19 protein-coding genes, 1 tRNA gene and 1 riboswitch are annotated in these 21,928 nt (G+C 69.5%); of the genes, 11 read left to right on the top strand and 9 right to left on the bottom strand.

What is annotated here, in order from left to right:
* The 6 genes from B5V46_RS10750 to B5V46_RS10725 form a co-directional block, all read right to left on the bottom strand.
* Window positions 1-630 carry a precorrin-8X methylmutase gene (locus tag B5V46_RS10750; RefSeq protein WP_080616598.1) on the bottom strand — a complete coding sequence of 210 codons (630 nt, stop codon included), beginning with the start codon at window positions 628-630 and terminating at the stop codon, window positions 1-3.
* On the bottom strand, window positions 620-3,982 hold the full coding sequence (gene cobN / locus B5V46_RS10745; protein WP_080616597.1) for a cobaltochelatase subunit CobN: 3,363 nt from the start codon (window positions 3,980-3,982) through the stop codon (window positions 620-622). The genes B5V46_RS10750 and cobN overlap by 11 nt, the downstream gene beginning before the upstream one ends.
* 10 nt (window positions 3,983-3,992) lie before the next feature.
* Window positions 3,993-5,030, bottom strand: a complete 1,038-nt coding sequence (gene cobW, locus B5V46_RS10740) for a cobalamin biosynthesis protein CobW (RefSeq protein WP_080616596.1) — start codon at window positions 5,028-5,030, stop codon at window positions 3,993-3,995.
* Window positions 5,027-5,410, bottom strand: a complete 384-nt coding sequence (locus B5V46_RS10735) for a DUF1636 domain-containing protein (RefSeq protein ID WP_080616595.1) — start codon at window positions 5,408-5,410, stop codon at window positions 5,027-5,029. The genes cobW and B5V46_RS10735 overlap by 4 nt, the downstream gene beginning before the upstream one ends.
* A gap of 133 nt (window positions 5,411-5,543) precedes the next feature.
* Window positions 5,544-5,772, bottom strand: a riboswitch (cobalamin riboswitch).
* A 71-nt stretch (window positions 5,773-5,843) separates the two neighbouring features.
* Window positions 5,844-8,420: an FAD-dependent tricarballylate dehydrogenase TcuA gene (tcuA, locus tag B5V46_RS19790; protein ID WP_155774026.1), complete on the bottom strand. Its 2,577-nt coding sequence runs from the start codon at window positions 8,418-8,420 to the stop codon at window positions 5,844-5,846.
* A 239-nt stretch (window positions 8,421-8,659) separates the two neighbouring features.
* Window positions 8,660-10,231 carry a bifunctional UDP-sugar hydrolase/5'-nucleotidase gene (locus B5V46_RS10725; RefSeq protein ID WP_080616594.1) on the bottom strand — a complete coding sequence of 524 codons (1,572 nt, stop codon included), beginning with the start codon at window positions 10,229-10,231 and terminating at the stop codon, window positions 8,660-8,662.
* Window positions 10,232-10,338: 107 nt separating this feature from the next.
* On the opposite strand from B5V46_RS10725, the gene B5V46_RS10720 reads away from it, so the two are divergent.
* From B5V46_RS10720 to arsC, 3 genes are read left to right on the top strand one after another with little or no spacing between them, the layout of a single operon-like run.
* Entirely contained in the window at window positions 10,339-10,677 is a 339-nt protein-coding gene (locus B5V46_RS10720) for a DUF952 domain-containing protein (protein WP_080616593.1), read from the top strand.
* Complete coding sequence (locus B5V46_RS10715; protein ID WP_080616592.1) at window positions 10,674-11,732, top strand: quinone-dependent dihydroorotate dehydrogenase; 1,059 nt, start codon at window positions 10,674-10,676, stop codon at window positions 11,730-11,732. Before B5V46_RS10720 ends, B5V46_RS10715 begins: the two co-directional genes overlap by 4 nt.
* A gap of 10 nt (window positions 11,733-11,742) precedes the next feature.
* Entirely contained in the window at window positions 11,743-12,096 is a 354-nt protein-coding gene (gene arsC / locus B5V46_RS10710) for an arsenate reductase (glutaredoxin) (protein ID WP_080616591.1), read from the top strand.
* A gap of 49 nt (window positions 12,097-12,145) precedes the next feature.
* Here the strand turns inward: arsC and carA are convergent, their stop codons facing one another.
* The gene (gene carA, locus B5V46_RS10705; RefSeq protein WP_080616590.1) at window positions 12,146-13,303 is read right to left on the bottom strand and encodes a glutamine-hydrolyzing carbamoyl-phosphate synthase small subunit; all 1,158 of its coding nucleotides are present in this window, start codon (window positions 13,301-13,303) and stop codon (window positions 12,146-12,148) included.
* Between the two features lie 183 nt (window positions 13,304-13,486).
* On the opposite strand from carA, the gene B5V46_RS10700 reads away from it, so the two are divergent.
* Window positions 13,487-13,945 (top strand): GatB/YqeY domain-containing protein, encoded by a 459-nt coding sequence (locus tag B5V46_RS10700; RefSeq protein ID WP_080616589.1) that lies wholly within the window; start codon window positions 13,487-13,489, stop codon window positions 13,943-13,945.
* 168 nt (window positions 13,946-14,113) lie between these two features.
* Complete coding sequence (locus tag B5V46_RS10695; RefSeq protein WP_080616588.1) at window positions 14,114-14,455, top strand: hypothetical protein; 342 nt, start codon at window positions 14,114-14,116, stop codon at window positions 14,453-14,455.
* 96 nt (window positions 14,456-14,551) lie between these two features.
* On the opposite strand, the gene lipB is transcribed toward B5V46_RS10695, so the two are convergent.
* Entirely contained in the window at window positions 14,552-15,226 is a 675-nt protein-coding gene (gene lipB / locus B5V46_RS10690) for a lipoyl(octanoyl) transferase LipB (RefSeq protein WP_155774025.1), read from the bottom strand.
* Window positions 15,227-15,613: 387 nt separating this feature from the next.
* On the opposite strand from lipB, the gene B5V46_RS10685 reads away from it, so the two are divergent.
* Window positions 15,614-15,700 (top strand) — tRNA-Leu (locus B5V46_RS10685).
* Between the two features lie 679 nt (window positions 15,701-16,379).
* Entirely contained in the window at window positions 16,380-16,580 is a 201-nt protein-coding gene (locus tag B5V46_RS10680; protein ID WP_080616586.1) for a hypothetical protein, read from the top strand.
* Window positions 16,581-16,726: 146 nt separating this feature from the next.
* On the opposite strand, the gene B5V46_RS10675 is transcribed toward B5V46_RS10680, so the two are convergent.
* Entirely contained in the window at window positions 16,727-17,770 is a 1,044-nt protein-coding gene (locus B5V46_RS10675; RefSeq protein ID WP_080616585.1) for an extracellular solute-binding protein, read from the bottom strand.
* A 131-nt stretch (window positions 17,771-17,901) separates the two neighbouring features.
* Between B5V46_RS10675 and B5V46_RS10670 the strand changes: the two genes are divergently transcribed.
* From B5V46_RS10670 to B5V46_RS10655, 4 genes are all read left to right on the top strand, one after another.
* The gene (locus B5V46_RS10670; protein ID WP_231119090.1) at window positions 17,902-18,423 is read left to right on the top strand and encodes a DinB family protein; all 522 of its coding nucleotides are present in this window, start codon (window positions 17,902-17,904) and stop codon (window positions 18,421-18,423) included.
* 26 nt (window positions 18,424-18,449) lie between these two features.
* Complete coding sequence (locus tag B5V46_RS10665) at window positions 18,450-19,442, top strand: MDR family oxidoreductase (protein WP_080616584.1); 993 nt, start codon at window positions 18,450-18,452, stop codon at window positions 19,440-19,442.
* Window positions 19,443-19,746: 304 nt separating this feature from the next.
* Complete coding sequence (locus B5V46_RS10660; RefSeq protein ID WP_080616583.1) at window positions 19,747-20,190, top strand: universal stress protein; 444 nt, start codon at window positions 19,747-19,749, stop codon at window positions 20,188-20,190.
* Window positions 20,191-20,213: 23 nt separating this feature from the next.
* Window positions 20,214-21,866, top strand: a complete 1,653-nt coding sequence (locus tag B5V46_RS10655) for a BCCT family transporter (protein WP_080616582.1) — start codon at window positions 20,214-20,216, stop codon at window positions 21,864-21,866.
* The last annotated feature ends 62 nt before the right edge of the window (window positions 21,867-21,928 follow it).

The raw sequence follows: 21,928 nt of genomic DNA, 5'->3' as shown, positions 1-21,928 counted from the left end.
TCACTCCTTGCGGCTTGCGATGGCGTTGATGGCGGCGACGGTGATGGCGCTGCCGCCCAGGCGCCCCTCGACGATGCAGCAGGGCACCGGCTGTTCGGCCCAGAGCGCCTCCTTCGACTCGGCCGCGCCGACAAAGCCCACCGGGCAGCCGATGATGGCGGCGGGCCGCGGGCAGGTGGGGTCCTCGAGCATGTTCAGCAGATGGAAAAGCGCGGTCGGCGCATTGCCGATGGCCACCAGAGCGCCTGCGAGATGCGGCCGCCAGAGTTCCAGCGCGGCGGCCGAGCGGGTATTGCGCATGGCGGCGGCGCGCTCGGCGATGCCCTCGGCCTGCAGGGTGCACAGGACCTCGTTCCCGGCGGGCAGGCGCTTGCGGGTGATCCCTTCGGACACCATCCGCGCATCGCAGAGGATCGGCGCGCCGGCCTCGAGGGCCGCGCGGGCGGTGGCGACCATGCCGGGCGAGAACCGGATATGGGGCGCCAGCTCGACCATGCCCGCGGCGTGGATCATCCTGACGGCCACCTGCTCCTCATCGGCGTCGAACCCCGCCAGATCGGCCTCGGCCCGGATCGTGGCGAAGGATTGCAGGTAGATCGCCGCGCCGTCCTTTTCGTAGTCATGGGGCATTCGGGGTCTCCAGATCTGTCAGCGCGGCCGCGATCGAGTTCCGGCGGGTCTGCCAGAGCCCGTCCCGCGCCAGCGCCGCGAATTCGGCCCGCATCGCCGCGAGCGCCTGCGGGTTGGCCTCTTCGAGGAAGGCCGTCAAGCCCGGATCGGCCAGCGTGGCCTCGAAATAGAGATCGAAAAGGTGGTCGGGCACGACCCCCGCCAGACGGGCGAAGGCCGCCATGTGGTCGAGCGTCGCAGCGATCTCGGCCGCGCCGCGAAAGCCGTGACGCTGCATGCCGGCAAGCCAGGCCGGGTGGGTGGCCCGGGCGCGGACGACGCGGGCGATCTCTTCGCTCAGGGTCCGGGTGCGGGGCCGTGCGGGATCGGTATTGTCCAGATGGTAGAGCGCGGCGCGGCCCCCGGTGACACCCTGCGCCGCGGCAAAGCCCGCCTCGTGCCGGGCATAATCGGCCGCCAGCAGAAGGTCGGTCTCGGGCAGGTCCTGGGCATGGACGAAGGCCTCGGCCCCGGCGACCCGGTCGCGGATGCCCTCGGCGTCGCGTCGCGCCTCGGCCCCGTCCAGCGCCCAGGCACTGGCGGCGAGCCAGGCGGCCCCCGCCGCCTGCCGCCCGGCCTCGGTGGGTTCTGGCGTCTCCATGCCGAGCCCGTAGATCCCCGGCGCGGGGCCGTAGACGCGCGGGGTCTCGGGGCGGCCTGCATATGGGTTCCAGTCGGGGGCCTCGTCGCGCCGGGACAGCGCGCGGATGGCCTGCTGGTACAGGGCCGAGAGCGCGGGGAAGACATCGCGGAACAGCCCCGAGACACGCAAGGTCACGTCGAGCCGCGGCCGCTCGAGCATGGCGACGGGCAGCACCTCGATGCCCGAGACGCGCTCGGTGCCCTCGTCCCAGACCGGCTTCACGCCCAGCAGGTGCAGCGCCATGGCGAAATCCTCGCCCGCCGTGCGCATGGTGGCCGAGCCCCAGAGATCGACGACCAGCTGCCGGGGCCAGTCGCCATGATCCTGCAGGTGGCGGCGCACCAGATCCTCGGCGAGCCGCACGCCCTGGGCATGGGCCGAGCGCGTCGGCACCGCGCGCGGATCGGTGGTGAAGAGGTTGCGCCCCGTCGGCAGCACGTCGCGCCGCCCCCGCCAGGGCGAGCCCGAGGGGCCGGGGGCGACCGGGGCGCCCTGCAGCGCGCCGAGAAGGGCGGCGCTCTCGGCCGCGACAGAGGCGCCGGTGTCGAAGCCGGAGGCGGCCTCGGGCTGTGTTTCCGGCTGTATTTCCGGCGGGCGGCCGAAGACATGCAGCCCGTCGCCGAACTGGCTTTCCTTGACGTCGCAGACGAAGCGGTCGATGCGGGTGATGGCCTCGGCGGGTGAGAGCCCCGGTTCCAGTCCCAGATCGGCCTCGACGCCGAGGGCCTGTGCCTCGGCGCGGATATCGGCCATCAGCCGGTCGCGGCGGCGCGGGTCGAGCCCGTCGGCATTGGAGAACTCGTCGAGCAGCGTCTCGAGCCGGGCCAGCCGTTCGGAACTGCCGGCCTGGCGCTGCGGCGGCGGCAGATGGCCCAGCGTCACCGCGCCGATCCGGCGCTTGGCCTGCGCCGCCTCGCCGGGATCGTTGACGATGAAGGGATAGATCACCGGCAGATCGCCGATCAGCGCCTCGGGCCAGCAGGCCTCGGACAGCGCGACCGCCTTGCCGGGCAGCCATTCCAGCGTGCCATGCGCGCCGATATGGATCAGCGCGTCGCAGCCCATGGCCCGGCGCAGCCAGAGATAGAAGGCGACATAGCCATGGCGGGGTACCCGCGACAGGTCGTGATAATCGCCCTCGCGGCTCTCGGGCGTGCCGCGCTCGGGCTGGAGCGCGACCAGCGCCGCGCCGCGCCGGGTGGCCGCGAAATGAAAGGCGCCGTCGCGGCAGGCCGGATCGGCCCCGGGCGCGCCCCAGGCGTCCGACAGGGCGTCGCGCAAGGCGGCGGGCAGGGCGGCCAACGCGGTCTGGTAATCTGCAAGCGGCCAGCTCAGGGTCTCGCGGCCGAGGGCCCCCGCCAGGTTTTCAGCCAGATCTTTCGCCGGATCGCCCGCAAGATCCCCGGCCGGGGCGCCCGGCAGACCGGCGCGGGTCAGATCCTCCAGCACCGCCTCGGCCGAGGCCAGCGCATCGAGCCCGACGGCATGGGCCATCTGCCAGGGCCGTCCGGGATAGGTCGAGAGAACCAGCGCCGGGCGGCGGTTCGCCAGCGATGTGCGGGCAAGGCCGGTCCAGGCCAAGACGCGGTCGGCGATGGCCGCGATCCGGCCCGGATGGGCGCGGTGGGCGATGCGGGCGAACTGCAGGCCGGGGTCGCGCGTGCCCGCCTCCTTGAAGGACGCAACGCCCGCGAAAATCCGGCCATCGACCTCGGGCAGGACCACATGCATGGCAAGATCGGCCGGAGACAGCCCGCGCTCGGCCTCGGCCCAGGCGGTTTCGGGGGCGGAAGACAGCGCCACCTGAAAGACCGGCACGCCCGGGGCATCGAGCGGCGAGGTCCCGTCCTCGCCCTTGCCGGAAAAGGCGGTGGCATTGACGATGGCGGCGGGGTTCAGCGCGCGCAGATGGTCCGCCAGCCAGCGCGCCGCCTCGGGCGCCTTCAGGGACGGCACGAAGAGGCCGGTGACGGCGCAGCCGCGCGCCCGGAACGCATCGAAAAGCGCCTCGACGGGACCGAGATCGGCGGCGGTGACATAGGCGCGGTAGAAGGTCAGGACGATCCGGGGGGCATCCACCGGCGACAGGTCGGGCGCGGGCACGGCGCCGCCCTCGGGGCTCCAGGCGCCCATTTCGGGCACGGTCTTGGTGCCGATCACGGGCGCGGCGTAAAGCCCCGCGGCCAGAGCCAGTTGCGCCAGCGCCGCCTGCGCCGCGACCGCACCGCCCTCGTCGCAGAGCTCGGACAGGCGCCTGAGTGTCGAGACCGGCAGGGTCGAGGCCGCGTCGAGCCGCGGATCGGGGCGCCCGTCGGCGGGCAGCACGGCCAGCGCGATGCCATGCGCGCGGGCCAGCGCGCCGATCTGGGTCAGCCCGTACTCCCAATAGGCGCGCCCGCCGATCAGCCGGATCAGGATGCCCTTCGCCCCCGAAAGCGTGCGCTCGGCATAGGTATCGACCGAGAGCGGATGGATCAGGGCCGCGAGATTGGCCAGCCTGAGGGTGGGCATCCGGCCTTCGGGGCCGCCGCCGCGATGCCAGCCCGCCGCGAAGGCCCCGAGATCGCTGTCGGAAAAGGACAGCACCGCCAGATCGGCCGGGTCCTGACCCAGATCCGTCGGAACGGCGGTTTCCTCGAGCCCGTGGCTTTCGCGGAAAACGACATGCATGGGGGCGGCCTCAGGCGCTCAGAGCCGCGCGGATCGCGCCTTCGTCGATATCGTCATGCTCGGCGATCACGACAAGCCGGGTGGCGCGGGTCTCGTCCGGCCCCCAGGGCCGGTCGAACTGATGGCGCACCCGCGCGCCCACCGCCTGCACCAGAAGCCGCATCGGCTTGCCCGCGACCGCGACATGGCCCTTGACCCGCAGGATGTTCTGCGTGCGCGCCAGCGCCTCGATCCGGGCCGAGAGCGCCTCGGGGTCGTCCTGTTCGGGCAGATCGATCACCACGCTTTCGAATTCGTCATGGTCATGCTCGGCGCCGCTGTCATGATGGCTGGGCCGGGCGTCGAGATCGTCCTCGGCGGCCGCGCCAAGTCCCAGGATCACGCGCGGATCGACCGCGCCCTCGGTCACCTCGACCACGGGCAGCTTGCGCGGCGCCTCGGCCTCGATCACGGCGCGGGCGGCGGCCAGCCCCTCGGGGCCGGCGAGATCGGGCTTGGTCAGCAGCACGATATCGGCGCAGGCGATCTGGTCCTCGAAGACCTCGGACAGCGGCGTCTCGTGATCGAGGCTGTCATCGGCGGCGCGCTGGGCATCGACGGCGGCGACATTCGGCGCGAAGCGGCCCGCGGCCACGGCCTCGGCATCGGCCACCGCGATCACCCCGTCGACGGTGATGCGCGAGCGGATCGCGGGCCAGTCGAACGCCTTCAGCAGAGGTTTCGGCAGGGCCAGCCCCGAGGTCTCGATCAGGATATGGTCGGGGCGCGGCTCGAGCTGCAAAAGCGCCTCCATCGTCGGGATGAACTCGTCGGCGACGGTGCAGCAGATGCAGCCATTGGCAAGCTCGACCACGTTCTCGGCCGGGCAGTCGGGCAGGGCGCAGCCCTTCAGGATCTCGCCATCGACGCCGACATCGCCGAATTCATTGACCAGGACGGCCAGGCGGCGGCCGCCCGCATTCTGCATCAGGTGGCGGATCAGCGTGGTCTTGCCCGAGCCGAGAAAGCCGGTGACGACGGTGACGGGAAGTTTGGCGAGATCGGTCATTTCAGGGCCTCCATGGGCGGGATACGGGCAATGCAGTTCTTGCGGAAATGCTCGGGGCGCTCGCGCCAGGGCACGAGCCCGTCGGCGGCGTCGCGATAGGCGCGGGCGCCCTCGGCGATGATGGGCGCGCCGGTCGTCTCGTCGAAATTGCCATAGACATATGTCCAGCGGCCCGGTCCCCGCAGCGCGACGGTGCAACCCGAGGCACAGGCCGAGAGGCATTCGACGGGCACAAGGCGCACGCCTTCGGGCAGGCCATGAGCCCGGACGGCCTCGTGAAGCAGGCTGCCCGGGCGGGGGGCATCGGGATCGGCGGGCTGGCGGCGCTTGCAGGTGGTGCAGACCAGAAGCTCGACCGCAGGGGCCTCGGGCGCGCTCATGCCGGGCGGCTCCGGTCGCGGAAGGAGCGGCGGAAGGAAACGGAAACACTCATCGTCGGGCCCCACGGGTCGGAGGACAAGGGCGGGAGCGGGCAGAGCCGAAGCCGGACCCGACACCGGAACACCCCGTCCGGTTCACGTCGTCTGCGCTGGCAGGTCTCCCGGCTTGCGGATCTCGAAGGCAGGGGCCTTCGGCGGCGGCCCTGCCTTCCCGGCCCGTTCGGGTCAGTGGCATGCGGGCGGCCTCTCCGGTCACGGTCGCGGGGGCGGCTGCGCTTGAAGGCCCGATGCATCGAACCCGGCCTCTGGCGCATTCCCTTTTCACCCGTCCGATGACGGGCACCAGCGCGGCGGTTCATGCCCTTCCGGGAGCGCGCTTGTCAAGCGCGATGCTTGGGGACGATGCCTGGGGGGCAGGGTTCGGTAACGGGTCTCAGCGACGGGGCCTTGGCCGGGCCGCGCGTTCGGCGTCATGGCGGATCAGGGCGAGGCCGCGATAGGCCCCGTGCGAGAGCTTGCCGAAGGGCAGCGCCAGCGCGAGCCCCAGGACCGACCCGAGATGGAGCGCCAGCATCAGCCCCATCGCCGGCCCGTCGCGCAGGGCCAGCAGCGCGAGGCCCGAGCCCGCGACAATGCCCAGGGCGCGTCTCAGGTCGCGGTCGGCGGTCTCCATCCGGGCCGAGGCAGGGCGGCGGTCGGCCCGGATGCGCCGATGCGACAGTCCCGCAAGCCCGGCAAGCCCGGCAAGCATGGCGAGACCGCCCAGCGTGCCCAGCCCGACCGGGGCCGAGGCCAGCGGATAGGGCGCGATCTCGCCCCGGGCGTGAAGCAGGGCCCCGGCCAGCGTCGCCAGCCCGGTCAGCACGAAGCCGCCCGCCAGCAGGTGATGGAAGATCCGCCGCGCCGGGCCGGTCGGGCCCCGCGGCCCGTCGCAGCCGCGATCCGCGCCGAGATTGGTAAGCCGCAGCGCCGCGCCAAGCCCCCGGGCCAAAGGGCGGATGCCCGGCCGCGCGGCGGGGCCTCTGGTCTGATGCCAGAACCGTCCGAGCCGGATCGCCAGCACCAGCGCCGCGCCGCCGAAAGCCAGCCCCGCGCCTCCGGCCATGAGCCAATGCGGGATCACCTCGTAAAAGGCGCCGGGCGCGGTGCCGGTGGCAAAGAGCCTCTCGGGCGGGATCGCCAGAAGGGCCAGCAGCGGCAGGCCGAGAAGGCAGAGCAGGAAGATCGCCCCGGGCAGGCGCGCGGGCAGGCCGGCGGCGTAATCGGCTGCGCGCGCCTCGGCCAGGGCCGCGGGCAGGTTCACCGCCAGCGCATGGGGCGGGGCATATTGGCAGTCGTAATGGCAGGAGCGGCAGTCATGGCAAAGATGCGCCAGGTGGCGCAGATCGCCTGCCGCGAGGGCCGGACGGAGCTGGGCCGCCGGAAAGACCGCGCAAAGCCCGGTGCAGAAACCGCAGCTATTGCAGATGTTCAGCGCGCGGGCGGCCTCCTGCCAGGGCCCGGAGGCCGCGGAGGCAGGCTGTGAGAGGGGGGGGGCGGGGTCCGCCGCCGGGAGGGACGGGACGGCGCCGGGCCCGGCCTGGCGGGCGTCGGGGCCCGCGATGCTGGCCGCGCCCGCCCCGGCGATCCGGCCGAAGACCCCGCCAATTGCCAGCGCACTGCCCGAGAGATAGCCCTGGCCCAGCAGCCCGCCCGCCATCGCGGCGCCCGCGGCAAAGACCCGATGCGCGCTGCCGCCGTCCTCGAGCCGCACCCGGGCGGTGCCGTCGACAGCGACCCCGTGGCGGGTGAAGGCAAGCCCCGGCAGCAGCGGGATCGCCGCGAGGGGCGGGCGGAGGGGCGCCGGGAAGGGCAGGCCTTCGGGGCGGCTCCGGGGCGGTTCGAGCGGGGCGCCGCGGTCGAGATGCGCGGCGAGCGCCTCCAGCGTCGCGGCAAGCCCCGTGGGGTCGATGCCGCAAAGCCTTGCCAGATCGGCCGGGTTTCCGGCGCTGAGCGGCGGGTAAGGCAGGGGCGGCAGCCTGGCCGCGCCGTCGGCATCGAGGATCAGCCAGGCGCGCGGATCGGCGCGCCCGGCCAGCGCCCGGCCCCAGACCGAATAGCGGGCCGATCCGACATCCGAGCCCTCGTCGCGGAACCGCTGTCCCCTCGCATCGACGACGAGGCCGAGATGCATGCCGTCGGCGCGGCTGACGATGCCTGCATCCTCACCGGGGGCGCGCGCATCGACAGCGACGAGATGGCCGTCGCCCGGCTTCCCGACCGTGGCCGCACCATGGGCCATCAGCCACAGAAGCGGCGCGCCCTCCTGATACGGGGTGCCGCGATTGGCGAAGGCGGCCGCGCCCGGGCCGAGATGGCGGACAAGCGCGGCCCGGTTGGCGCCATACCCGCCCGTGGCCAGGATCAGAGCCCCGGCCTCGATATGGCAGGTCCCGGTGTCTGTCTCACGGGGGCCTGTCTGCACGCTCAGCCGAAGCGGCCGGTCCTCGGCCCAGTCGGGTGGCAGCGCCTCGATCCGGCCTTCGAGGATGCGGATGCCCAGCCGCTCGGCCGCGCGCCAGAGGGCATTCGTCAGCGCCTGACCGCCGCCCAGAAAGAAGGCGGTGCGGCGCGAGAAGGGCAGGTTGCCCTCGTCCCAGGGCTCGAAGGCGACGCCGCGTGCCGCCAGCCAGGGCCCGAGCTCGGCCGAGCCCCGCGCCAGAACGCCCGCAAGCCCGGTATCGGAAGGCACGAGCCTCGCGATATCGGCCTCGAATTCGGAGGCGGTGTAGCTACCGCGCTGCCAGCGGGTCTCGCCGTCATGGGCAAGGCGGATATTGCGGGAATGGCGGGTATTCCCGCCCAGAAGCGGCCTCGGGGCCGGATCGATCAGCGTCACCTCGGCGCCGCGAAGCCGTGCCTCGATGGCCGCTGTCAGCCCGGCAAAGCCCGCGCCCGCGACCAGCACGCCGGTCGTCCCGGAAGGTGCGGCCGGGTCCGGGTCGGGCAGGGCGGAACGGGGATCGGGCATCGCGGCTCTCCGGCGGACGGGCTCGGCCCGTTGAACCCGTCACGCAGCGCAAGTTCAACCCGGAAGATCGCAAGGCCCCCGGCGCGGAGAGGGACTGGCCAGTAGCCAGCCAGTACCCGCCGGTGCTCTGCCGGTATCCGGAGGGGGCGCGGAAAGGTGCTGAACCGGGGCTGGGGTGCGACCACCGGACCGCGATCCGGCCGGGACCGGTCTCGGGCCCGGGTCCGGGGGCAAAAGGCTCAGTCGGTGGCGATGCGGCCGTCGGTCCCGGGCGCATAGGGCGCGTTACGGGCCAGGTACTCGGCCGTGACATCGGCCAGGTCGGGGCCGAAATCATAGACCTCGCGGGCGTCGAGAAACATGGTGTAGCCGTCGCCGCCGTTCCGGACATAGTTGTTCGACACGAGGCCATAGCTCTTCTCGGGGTCAAGGGGTTCCCACTCTGTGCCCTCCTTCACCTCGATCTTGCGCAGCCGGTGGCCGGGCGCCGCCGCGGGATCCCAGCTGAAGCGCAGGCCTGCGACCTGCGGGAAGCGTCCCGCGCCCTCCTCGGCCTGGCTCAGCCCGTGCTCGAGCGCCGCGCGCACCGTCGCGCCGCTGACATGGAAGGTCGCAAGCGTGTTCCGGAACGGCAGGACCGTCAGCACCTCGCCCATGGTCACCGGCCCCTCGTCGATCGAGGCACGCAGGCCGCCGCCATTCTGGATCGCAATCGAGATGCCCTGGCTGCGCACCCGGTCGAGCATCGCCTCGGCCACCAGATTGCCCATCGCGCATTCGCCCGCGCGGCAGGCGCCGCGATCGCCATCGATCGGGGCCGACGTCTCGGCCACGACCTTCCGGCGGATCTCGTCGAGCGGCCGGGCGAGCTCGGCGATGCGGGCCTTGACGGCTTCGTCCTCGGCGACCGAGGCGTCGAGCAGGATCGGCTCGCCCTCGGCCGACACCAGCTTGCCAGTGTCGTCGAAGACCACGTCCAGGCGGCCGAGATACCGGCCATAGGCATAGGCCTGCACGATGGCGGTATCGCCCACCATGGTCGGGTAGGGGCCCGCGGCGGTCTCGTCGGTGTTCGACAGCAAGCTGTGGCTGTGGCCGCCGACGATGACGTCGAGGCCGGTGGTTTCGGCCGCGATCCGCTTGTCGGTCTCATGGCCGGAATGGCTGAGCAGGACGATCTTGTCGATGCCCTGGGCGGTCAGGCGGTCGATCTCGGCCTGCGCCGCCTCAACCGGATCGGTGAAGACGATATCGGGGCCGGGGCTTGCCAGCTCGGGATTGCTGCGCGGCGTCAGGCCGATCACGCCGATCCGCTCGCCCGCCGCCTCGATCACCACCGATTTCCGGATCGCATCCTTCAGCCGTGGCTCGGCAGAGAGATCGGCATTGGCCATCAAGAGCGGCATCCTCAGCCGGGCGGCGAACTCGGCCAGCCCGCCCGGACCGTCGTCGAATTCGTGATTGCCGACGGCCATCGCATCATAGCCCAGCCGGTTGAGCATCTCTGCCGCGGCCTTGCCCTTGTAGTAGCTGTAGAACAGCGTGCCCTGGAACTGATCGCCGGCATCGAACAGCAGGGTCGGCCGGCCTTCGGCCCGCGCCGCGGCGATGGCGGTGGCCAGCCGCGCGGTGCCGCCGAAACAGGCGCCGGCCAGATTGTCCTCTTCGGAGCAACCCGAATCGTATTCCGAGATCGGCTCGAGTCGGGCATGCACATCATTGGTATGCAGCAGGGTCAGCGCGATATCGGCCTGCGCGGTGCCGGCCAGCAGCGCCAGTGCCGCGGTCGCAGGGAAGATGCGCATGATCATCGGTCCGGGTCTCCATCTGGTCGATTCGCGCAGATTGGCGCGGTTCGCAGAGCCTGTCAAAGCCCGCCGCGCTTGACCCGGGCCGCGGCAGCGGGCATGTCGGGCGCATGCTGATTTACAAGATTTTCCGACGCGCCGAATGGGACGCGCTCCGTGAACGGGGCGCCAGCCGCGGCGCGCCGGTCGATCTGGCCGATGGCTTCATCCATCTCTCGACCGCCGGGCAGGTGGCCGCCACCGCCGAGAAGCATTTCGCCGGGGAAAGCGACCTGGTTCTGGTCGCGGTCGCGGCCGAGCGTCTGGGGGCCGACCTGAAATGGGAGGCCTCGCGCGGCGGCGCGCTCTTTCCGCATCTCTACCGCGAACTCCGGCTTGCGGATCTGGTCTGGGACAAGTCGCTGCCGCTGGGTGCGACGGGGCATATCTTTCCCGAGGGCATGATATGACGCCGTTCGAACGGGTGGGGTTGGCGGTGTTTCACCGGATCGAGCCGGAACGGGCCCATGCGCTGTCGCTGATGGCACTGCGCGGTGGCCTCGTGCCGCTGCCGGGGCAGTTGACCAGCCCGCGGCTCGCCACCGATCTGGCCGGGCTTTCGCTGCCCAACCCGGTCGGGCTCGCCGCCGGCTATGACAAGAACGCGGTGGCGCTGGGCCCGCTGATGCGCGCGGGCTTCGGCTTTCTCGAGGTGGGCGCCGCGACGCCCCGCCCGCAGCCCGGCAATCCGCGCCCGCGGCTCTTTCGTCTGATCGAGGACCGGGCCGCGATCAACCGCTTCGGCTTCAACAACGAGGGCATGGCGGTGATCGGCGCCCGGCTGGCGGCGCGGCCTGCGGGCGTGCCGGTGGGGCTGAACCTCGGGGCCAACAAGGACAGTCCCGACCGGGCGGCCGATTTCGCCACGGTGCTGAGGGCCTGTGGGCCGCATGTCGATTTCGCCACGGTCAATGTCTCCTCGCCCAATACCGAGAAGCTGCGCGATCTGCAGGGCCGCGACGCACTGGCGGCGCTTCTGGCGGGCGTGATGGCGGCGCGGGCGGAACTTTCCCGCCCGGTCCCGGTTTTCCTCAAGATCGCGCCGGATCTGAGCGATGCCGAGATCGACGATATCGCCGCCGTGGCGCTGGAGGCCGGGGTTTCGGGCATCGTCGCCACCAATACCACGCTGGCCCGGAGCGGGCTGAAAAGCGCGGATGCGGGGCAGGCAGGCGGGTTGTCGGGAGCGCCGCTTTTCGCGCGCTCGACCCGGGTTCTGGCGCGGTTGTCGCTCGCGACCGGCGGGCGTCTGCCGCTGATCGGGGTGGGCGGTGTCGGCTCGGCCGAGGAGGCCTATGCCAAGATCCGCGCGGGCGCCTCGGCGCTGCAGCTTTACACCGCGCTCGTCTATGGCGGCATGAGTCTCGTGCGCGACATCGTCGAGGGGCTCGACGGGCTGCTGGCGCGGGACGGGTTCGCCCATGTCTCCGAGGCCGTGGGCACGGGGCGAGAGGACTGGCAATAGGAGGCAGGACATGACGGCGATCGTGATCTGGCACAACCCGCGCTGTTCAAAGTCGCGCGCGGCTCTGGCGCTTCTGCAGGAGCGGGGCGTCGAGCCCCGGGTGCGGCGCTATCTCGAGGTGCCGCCGAACGAGAAGGAGTTGCGCGAGGTTCTCGACATGCTGGGCGGTCCCGCCATCGGCATGATGCGGACCGGCGAGCCGCTCTTTGCCGAGCTGGAACTTACGAAGGAGGCCCCCGACGAGGTGCTGATCGCGGCCATGGCCGCGCATCCGAAGCTGATCGAGCGGCCGCTGGCGATGGCCGATGGCCGCGCCGTCCTGGGCCGCCCGCCCGAACGGGTGCTGGAGCTTCTGGAAGACTGAGCGCCGGCGCGCGGAAGGTTCAGGGGGCAGGGGCCGTAGCCCCCGCCCGTCAGGCCTGCTTGCGGTCTGCCATCGCGGTCACGAAGCGTTCGAACAGATAGTAGCTGTCCTGCGGGCCCGGGCTCGCCTCGGGGTGATACTGCACCGAGAAGACCGGCCGGTCGGTCATGCGGATGCCGCAATTCGACCCGTCGAACAGCGAGACATGGGTTTCCTTGACGCCCTCGGGCAGGGTCTGGCTGTCGACGGTGAAGCCGTGATTCATCGAGGTGATCTCGACCTTGCCGGTTTCGAGATCCTTCACCGGGTGGTTGGCGCCGTGATGGCCGTGATTCATCTTGACGGTCTTCGCGCCAAGGGCGAGGGCCAGCATCTGGTGGCCAAGGCAGATCCCGAACAGCGGCACGTCCTTGTCCAGGATCTTGCGGATCATCGGCACCGCGTATTCACCGGTCGCAGCCGGATCGCCGGGGCCGTTCGACAGGAACACGCCTTCGGGCTCGAGCGCCAGCACATCCTCGGCGCTGGCGCTGGCGGGCAGCACGGTCACGTCGCAGCCGGCCGAGGCCAGGCAGCGCAGGATGTTGCGCTTGGCGCCATAGTCGATGGCCACGACCCGGTGGCCGGGCTCGGTGCGTTTCGCGTGGCCCTCGGGCCAGGCCCAGCGCATCTCGTCCCAGCGATAGCTCTGGGCGCAGGTGACATCCTTGGCCAGGTCGAGCCCGACCAGGCCGGACCAGGCGCGCGCCTTTGCCACCAGCTTCTCGATGTCGAACCGACCCTCGGGATCATGGGCCAGCGCCACATGCGGCGCGCCCTGCTGGCGGATCGCCCGGGTCAGTCGCCGCGTGTCGATGCCGCCGATCCCGATCCGGCCGCGCCGGGCCAGCCAGTCCTTCAGCGCATCGGTGGCGCGCCAGTTCGAGGGCTCGGTGGGGTCCCATTTGACCACCATGCCTGCGGCGACCGGATCGGCGGTTTCGTCATCGTCGCCATTGACGCCGACATTGCCGACATGGGGGAAGGTGAAGGTCACCACCTGACCCGCATAGGAGGGGTCGGTCATGATCTCCTGATAGCCGGTCATGGCGGTGTTGAAACAGAGCTCGGCCACCGTCTCGCCCACGGCGCCGAAGCCCTGGCCATAGAAGACGGTTCCGTCAGCGAGGGTCAGGCAGGCGGTCGGGTGAGGCGTTGCGGCTGGCATCGGGAACTCCTGGGCGCTGGTCGGCCGGACACTAGGTCGAGGCAAAAGAAGAATCAAGGGCCAGCGGCAAAATGTAGAATCGTTTAAATTCAGTATCTTAGCGTCATCTTGCCAGGGTTGTCATGCCTGGGCCCCACCCTTATCTTGCTCAACTTGACCTTGGCAAACGACAAGAGGCAGCCGATGGACCTACGCACCCGCATTTCTGCGGCGCTCAAGGCGGCGATGAAGGACAGGGAGGCGGACCGGCTCGGAACGCTGAGGCTGATCAATGCCGCGATCAAGGACCGCGACATCGCGGCCCGCACCGGGGATGGCGAGGAGGGCGTGAGCGAGGCCGAGGTGCTGGCGATCCTCGCCCGCATGGTCAAGCAGCGACAGGAAAGCGCCCGTGCCTATGAAGAGGGCGGGCGCCTCGATCTGGCCGAACGCGAACGCGCCGAGATCGCGGTGATCGAGGAATATCTGCCGCGCCAGCTGACCGCGGACGAGGTCGACGAGGCCATCGGCACGGCAATCGTCGAGACCGAGGCCAATTCGATCCGCGACATGGGAAAGGTGATGGCGCAGCTGAAGGCCAGATATGCCGGGCGGATGGATTTCGCCGCCGTCGGTCCGATGGTCCGTCAACGGCTGACCTGAGCGCAGGCGGGGCGCCCGCCAGGCGGGCTTTGTGCCCCTTGCGTCGCGGGCGCGCATGGCCATCTGCAAAGCAGCGTCGTAAGGGGTCGGGGAAGGGGGCTTCGTGCCCTTCCGCCCGGGGTTCAGGGCAGATAACGTGATGGCTTACACGGAGGCGGGGATCGGTCCATGCTGAGATATCTGAAGAATGTCAAACCCGAAGACTGGCCGGCGCTGCTTTTGCGCGCCGGTGCGCTGGCGTTGATCACGGTGCATCTGGTCACGTTTCTCTTCATCTACCAGCACCCGCTCTTCATCCTGTCGGCGATCGGGATGGGGCTGTTGCTGGCGCGCGAGATGTATGAAGATCTGTCGCAGCGCTTCTTCCGGCTGAAGGCCGAGGAATTCGAACGCGAATTGCAGGATCTGAAGGGCACTGCCGCGGCCCCGGCCGAGAGCGGCCGCCGCGCGCTCCTGATCGAGGAAACGGCGTCCCTGAAGGATATCTCGGCGCGCGCGTTCAAGTCCTGACGAGGACTGCCAGGGGGCCTCGCTCGCGGCCCTGACCGGCGCCTGTGCCGCGCTGTCCGCGTCCCTCTGGTCCGGCCCGTTCCGCCGGGGGGCGTTTCAGGCGTCGTTCTCGGGCGGAAGCGGCCCGAAGACCCGTGAGAAGCTCTGCCGCAACGCGGTATCGACATCGCCCATCGTCACCGGCAGCCCCAGATCGACCAGGCTGGTGACGCCATGGCCGCGGATGCCGCAGGGCACGATCCCGTCGAAATGCCCGAGATCCGGTTCGACATTGATCGAGAGCCCGTGGAAGCTGACCCAGCGCCGCAGACGCACGCCGATGGCGGCGATCTTGTCCTCGCGCGGCGCGCCCGACGGCCCGGGCGGCAGATCGGGGCGGACCACCCAGACCCCGACCCGGCCCGGACGCCGCTCGCCCCGGACATTGAATTCGGCGAGGGTCTCGATCACCCATTGCTCCAGTTGCCAGACGAAGCGGCGCACGTCATGGCCGCGGCGTCCCACATCGAGCATGACATAGACCACCCTCTGGCCCGGCCCGTGATAGGTGAACTGGCCGCCGCGCCGGGTCTCGTAGACCGGAAACCGGCCCGGATCGGTCAGGTCTTCGGCCCGTGCCGAGGTGCCTGCGGTATAAAGCGGTGGATGTTCGACCAGCCAGATCGCCTCGCGGGCCTGTCCGGCTGCGATCTCTGTCGCTCTGGTCTCCATTGCGGCAACCGTCTCCTCGTAAGGAGAAAGGTCTTTCAGTTCAAGCCATTCCGGCTCCATGCTCAGGTCTTCCTTCTGTCGCGGCCAGCCCCGCCGGGGCAGGCGGTCCTGCCTTCGGGCGGAGGCCGGCGCGTTCGTGGCCGTCAGCACAGACATGTCGGCATGACGGCGAAAGTTGCAATGGGCTGCCTTGCGCTGATGCCCCCGCCCTCCGATCCCTTGTCTCGGGCGATGGCGGCGATGTCGCGGCCAAGGCCGGTCCCGGCGCAGCGGGCAAACCCTGCGCCAGAGGACTTTCGGGGCGGGCCCGGGCGCGAAGGCTGCGCCGGATTTCGGGGGCTTGTGGCGCCCTGTCGCTGCGCCGCACCCGGCGGCGCAAAAAACGCAAAAATGCCCCTTCACATCCCCGATCCGACTCGTTATGAACCGCCGCACTAGCCGACACGTGCGGTCGTGGCGGAATTGGTAGACGCGCAGCGTTGAGGTCGCTGTGGGGTAACTCCCGTGGAAGTTCGAGTCTTCTCGACCGCACCATACTCCAAAGAAAATCAGCTGGTTGGCTGGTTTTCTTTTGTCTGGAACACAACCCGGTTCCTCGTGTGTTCTCCTGATGCGTTGGCCTGTGTAGCAACGATCCCGACATGCGGATTTCATGTTTCGTGCCTTTCTGGCCGGCCTTGAATATCCTCGGATCTCGCGGCCTTACCTTGCCGCGTTTGATGGGGCGCCACTCGTCTCCGGCACGGTTGATCCATCGGTGAAACCTGGATGTGCTGACCCCGAGCAAAGCGGGGGCCTCCTTCGGGCGAAGGTCGATCGGCACTGGTCGAGATGGATGCTCCGGCATCGTTCTCTCCTCCCTTCATGGCGCGGTCGAGCAGCTCGGTGATGGCGGCGCTGAACGCCTTGTCGGCGGGGCTTTGACGAGTTCCGCAAAGGCGCTGGCCGCGTAGCAGATGCCGCCGGCGCATCTGAGGGCGTCGGTTCCGAGATCGCGGCGGGCGGGGCAGATCCGGGGCTCGGCCGGTAGGGGGCTCGATCTCGAAGCTGAGGGGATCCGCGCCATCATCGCCAAGGGGGCCCGGCCGAGCTTGTCCCGGATCTCGTGCGGCGCGAGTCGTTCAGCCTCGGGCGTTTTCGCCCTGCAAGTCCGGCATTCCCTGAGCCGATTGAGCCTGGTGCCGCATGTCCCGCAGGCAGGCCGTTCTCCGGCATGAAATGGCGAGGGCGCGACCTGTCGCTGCCCGAAGGCACCGGCGGCCTGCCCGGTCCGCTGACGCTCCGGGCCCGCTATTCCGTAGATGGCGAGGGCGCGCTCGAGATCCTGCTCGAGGCCGAAAGCGGCGCGCCCACCTTCTGCAATCCCGCCCCGCACAGCGACTGCGGAATATCATCGGGTGAGGTCATCGGGTAACGAGATGCTACGCTTCGCGCGGAGGGGAAATCTGGGCCAGCTCTTTCGGGCCGGGATGGAGCCTGCGGCCTGGGCGCAGAAAAAAGCGACGCCCCATCCGGGGGGGCGCCGCGCGTTCGTGTCGCGGGCGTCGGCCGCGAGGGGGCTCAGAAGCCCGCCTTGATCTTCTCGAAGGCGGCCGCCTGCTTCTCGCGCAGCTCGCCCGGCATCGGCAACTGGGCCAGAACCGGCACGTCGATCGGCCCGAGCCCGACCTCGGTCAGCGCCTCGTCGCCGATCGCCGCCATCGCCCTGGCATTGGCCTGGCCGTAGCCCGCGTCGAGCAGCGCCTGGGTCGAGGAGGGCGCAAGCATGGAATTGAGGAAGTCATAGGCCTTCTGCTCGGAGCCGGGGCCGTCCTTGAGATCGACATAGCCGCAGACCCAGAGCGAGGAGCCTTCCCGGGGCTCGCGCTGGAAGCCGACCGGGAAGCCCTGCTCGACCATGGTCGGCAGCGTCTCGTTCCAGGCCCAGGAGACCAGCACCTCGCCCGAGGCCAGCAACTGGGCCAGTTCGGCCGGGTCGGTCCAGTAGGTGCGCAGATTCGGATGGACCTCGCGCAGCCAGTCGACGGCGGCGTCGAACTGGGCATCGGTGACACTGGTCCAGTCGGTGGTGCCGGTCGCCAGATAGGCCAGGGCGAAGGTGTCGTCGACATTGTCGGGCAACGTCACCCGACCCTCGTATTTGGGATCCTTGAACACGTCGAGCGAGGCCACGTCCCCGGCCGGGACGTCCTCGGTGTTGTAGGCGATGCCGGTCGAGCCGAAATCGGTCGGCACGAAATAGACCTCGGCCCCGGTATCGGCCACGTCGGTGCCCTTGAGATCGGCGTTGATATCGTCCCAGGCGGCGATCTTCGCGGTGTCCCAGGGCTCGAGAATGCCGGATTCGATCCATTTGGTGACAGAGCCCGCGCAGATATGGCTGACATCGGTCCGGAAGCCCGAGCGCAGTTTCTGGAGCGCTTCCTCCTCGTCACCGAAGAAGGTGAAGCTGGGCTCCTGTCCGTATTTTTCGGCATAATCGACATGGAAGGCCGGGTCCTCGAAGCCGGAATAGTCGAAGACCAGCAGATCGGGATCGGCGGCCCAGGCGGCGGACCCGGCGATCAGGGCCGCGGTGCTGACGAGAATCGGGCGGACGGTCATGGGCTTCCCTCGCTTTGGGGTTGGATCGGCTTCACGCTAGCCGTGCGCCGGGCTTCGCTCAAGGGCATTGGCGGGACTCGCCTCTGCCGCGCCGGTCTGCCACAAGGGGGCCAAGACAAGAGGACGGACAGATGGGACAGGCAATGGTCACGGCCGGGTGGTGCCGACTGATGGCGCGGTACAATCGCTGGCAGAACCGCGCGATGATGGAGGCGGTCGCCGGGCTCGACGCGGCCGAGCGCATGGCCGCGCGGGGGGCGCATTGGGGGTCGATCCAGGGCACGATGGCACATCTGCTCTGGGCCGATCACGTCTGGATGTCGCGGCTCGACGGCTGGGAGGCGCCGCATGTCCGTCTCGAGGACAGCGCGGGCTTCGTCGCCGACTGGTCGGAATACCGCTCGAAGCGCCAGATCACCGATGCCCGGATCAGCCGCTGGGCGCAGGGCCTGTCCGAGCCCGGTCTCGCGGGCGATCTGGCCTGGTATTCGGGCGCGGCGGGGCGCGAGATGGTGGTGCCGCGCGCGATCTGCATCGTTCACATGTTCAACCACCAGACTCATCACCGCGGCCAGATCCATGCGATGCTGACGGCGGCCGGGGTGCTGACGGCACCGACCGATCTGTTTCTGATGCCGGATCTCGTCGGTTAGGGAAAACCGGAAAAGAGGGAACACGCATGTTCAAGGCGCTGGTCGTCGAGAAGGACGAAGAGGGAAAAACCCATGCCGCGGTGCAGGATCTTGACGAGGACCGTCTGCCCGAGGGCGATGTCACGGTCGCGGTCGAGTATTCGACGCTGAACTACAAGGACGGCCTGTGCTTGGGGTCGGGCGGCGGGCTGGTGCGGCACTGGCCGCATGTGCCGGGGATCGATTTCGCGGGCGTTGTCCAGCAAAGCGCCGATCCGCGCTACAGGCCCGGCGACCGGGTGGTGCTGACCGGCTGGCGCGTGGGCGAGGTGCATTGGGGCGGCTATGCCCAGCGGGCGCGGGTCAGGGCCGACTGGCTGGTGCCGCTGCCCGACGGGCTGTCGACACATTCGGCGATGGCGGTCGGCACGGCCGGCATGGCCGCGATGCTGGCGGTCCTGGCGCTGGAGGATCACGGGCTGAAGCCCGGCGACGGCCCGGTTCTGGTCACCGGCGCCTCGGGGGGCGTGGGCTCGGTGGCGACGGCGGTTCTGTCGAAGCTGGGCCATGAGGTGGCGGCGGTGACCGGCCGCCCCGGGTCCGAGGATTATCTGCGCTCCCTCGGGGCCAGCCGGATCGTGCCGCGCGAGGAACTGTCCGATGTGACGCGCAAGCCGCTCGAGAGCGAGCTCTGGGCCGGCTGCGTCGATCCGGTGGCGGGCGCAATGCTGGGCCGGGTCCTGAAGCAGATGAAATACGGCGCCTCGGTCGCGGCCGTGGGGCTTGCGGGCGGCGCCGCAATCGAGGGCGCACTGATCACGCCCTTCATCCTCAGGGCGGTCAACCTTCTGGGCATCGACAGCGTGATGCAGCCCTACGAGGCCCGGCTGCGCGCCTGGAAGCGGATCGCGACGGACCTGCCGCTGGACCGGCTCAGGGGCATGATCCGCAACGCGACGCTGGAGGATTTGCCCGGGCTCGGCGAAGACATCCTGAAGGGACAGGTGCAGGGCCGGGTCGTCGTCGACGTGAACGCCTGACCCTTCCGGAACGGGCCGGAAAAGAGGCGCGCCGCGAGGTTGCGCCTCTTTTCGACTCTGGCGATCTGTTGGAATGAAGACGATCTGCTTATCCAGGCTAAGCGTCTCTTGAAAATATTTATCATCTTAAATCAATTAAATAGCGCTAATCCGTTGTGGATTTCGTGGGCGGAACGGGCCGTTCTCGGGCGAAAGCTTGGTCTTTCGAACAAAAACTTCTAATCTGTGTTCCGATACGGAGGCGGGCGGGGCAGGGCTCTGCCCTTCAGGCCGCCGGGGAAGACGGGTCCATGAAGGAGGGTCCATGTTCAAGCAGATACTGGTGCCGGTCGATCTGGCCCATGCCGAAGCGCTCAAGCGCTCCTGCGACGTCGCGGGCGATCTCGCGCGGCATTACGGCATCGGCGTCACCTATGTTGCGGTGACCGCGCCGCAACCGGGCCGGCTGGCGCGCTCGCCCGGGGAATACCGCGAGAAGCTCGAGGCCTTTGCCCGGGCCGAGGCCGAAGCCCATGGTCACCGCGCCACCGCGCGGGTGATCGTCTGTCCGGACCCCGCGGCCGAGCTCGACACGGCGCTGATGCGGGCGCTGGAGGAAGAGGGCGCCGATCTGGTGGTGATGGCAAGTCATCTGCCGGGCGCGGCCGAGCGGATCTGGCCCTCGCATGGCGGTCGGCTGGCCGGGCATGCGCGCGTCTCGGTGCTTCTGGTGCGGCCCGATGACGGGGCCTCGGACAAGCGCCCCTGAGAAATCAAGCAGAAGGAACGAGTATGAGTGACCAGACAACGGAACAGCTCTCGGATCAGGGCATTCCCGCGCCGGAAGGCGATGCGGACCTGATCGAGACGGATTACGAGATCGGTCAGGACAATATCGAAGGCAGTGTGGGACCCTTCGGTTTCGACATCCACAACCCGGTCTTTCTGGTGTCCGGGCTCTGCATCATGGCCTTCGTGTTCTACGCGCTCGCGCTGCCTGCGCAGGCCGGTGCGGTGTTCGGCTGGCTCAGGCCGTTCCTGACCTCGACCTTCGACTGGTTCTTCCTGAGCGCGGCCAATGTTTTCGTGCTGTTCTGTCTGGCGCTGATCGTGCTGCCGGTGGGGCGGGTCAGGCTGGGCGGCGCCGATGCGACGCCCGATTACAGCTATACGGGCTGGTTCGCGATGCTGTTCGCCGCCGGAATGGGCATCGGGCTGATGTTCTTCGGCGTGCTCGAGCCGGTCTATCACATGGCGATCTCGCAGCCGCTGGGCACGCCCTCGCCCTTTGCCGCCGATGGCAGCCTGATCCCCGGCAATGTCGATGCGGCGCGCGAGATGGGGCTGGCCGCCACGATCTATCACTGGGGCCTGCATCCCTGGGCGATCTATGCCATCGTGGCGCTGGCTTTGGCGCTTTTCACCTATAACAAGGGGCTGCCGCTGACGATCCGCTCGGCCTTCTACCCGATCTTCGGCGACAGGATCTGGGGCTGGACCGGCCATGTCATCGACATTCTCGCGGTCTTCGCCACGCTGTTCGGCCTGGCCACCTCGCTGGGCTTCGGGGCGCAGCAGGCCAATGCCGGGCTGAGCCATGTCTTCGGCGTACCCGAGGGTCTGACGGTGCAGATCCTGCTGATCACCGGCATCACCGCGATCGCCCTGATCTCGGTGCTGCGCGGGCTCGATGGCGGCGTCAAGGTGCTGTCGGAAATCAACATGGTCGTGGCGGCGCTGCTGCTGCTCTTCGTGCTGCTGGCCGGGCCGACCGGGACCATCCTGGCCGATTTCGGCGAGGGCATGATGGCCTATGTCAAGGATCTGCCGTCGCTGTCGAACCCGTTCGGTCGCGAAGATACCGATTACCTGCAGGGCTGGACCGCCTTCTACTGGGCCTGGTGGATCTCCTGGTCGCCCTTCGTCGGCATGTTCATCGCCCGTGTAAGCCGGGGCCGGACGGTGCGCGAATTCGTGGTCTGCGTTCTGCTGATCCCCAGCCTCGTCTGCGTGCTGTGGATGGCGGTCTTCGGCGGTGCGGCCATCGACCAGGTGCTGTCCGATCCGGTGAACAGTGCGGTCAAGGCGCAGGTGATCGACACCTACAACCCGCCGATGTCGCTCTTCGCGATGCTCGAGGCGCTGCCCTGGGCCTCGGTCACCTCGGTGATCGGTATCGTGCTGGTGATCGTGTTCTTCGTCACCTCGTCGGATTCGGGATCGCTGGTCATCGACACGATCACCGCGGGCGGCAAGATCGACGCGCCTCTGCCCCAGCGGGTGTTCTGGTGCACCTTCGAGGGCGCGGTGGCCATCGTTCTGCTGGTCGGGGGCGGGCTCTCGGCGCTGCAGGCTATGGTGATCTCGACCGGGCTGCCCTTCACGCTGGTGCTGCTGGTCATGTGCTTCTCGATCTTCCGGGGGCTGCAGACCGAGAGCCGCTAGCCGCGAGTCGTCCGGGTCCTAGTGCGTAGGACCCGGATTTCAAGGCGTTGCGTGGCCGCACT

The sequence above is a fragment of the Rhodovulum sp. MB263 genome, assembly GCF_002073975.1.
GTDB lineage: Bacteria > Pseudomonadota > Alphaproteobacteria > Rhodobacterales > Rhodobacteraceae > Rhodovulum.
Note: the sequence above shows the minus strand (reverse complement) of the source record. Positions and strands in the feature narration are given on the sequence as shown.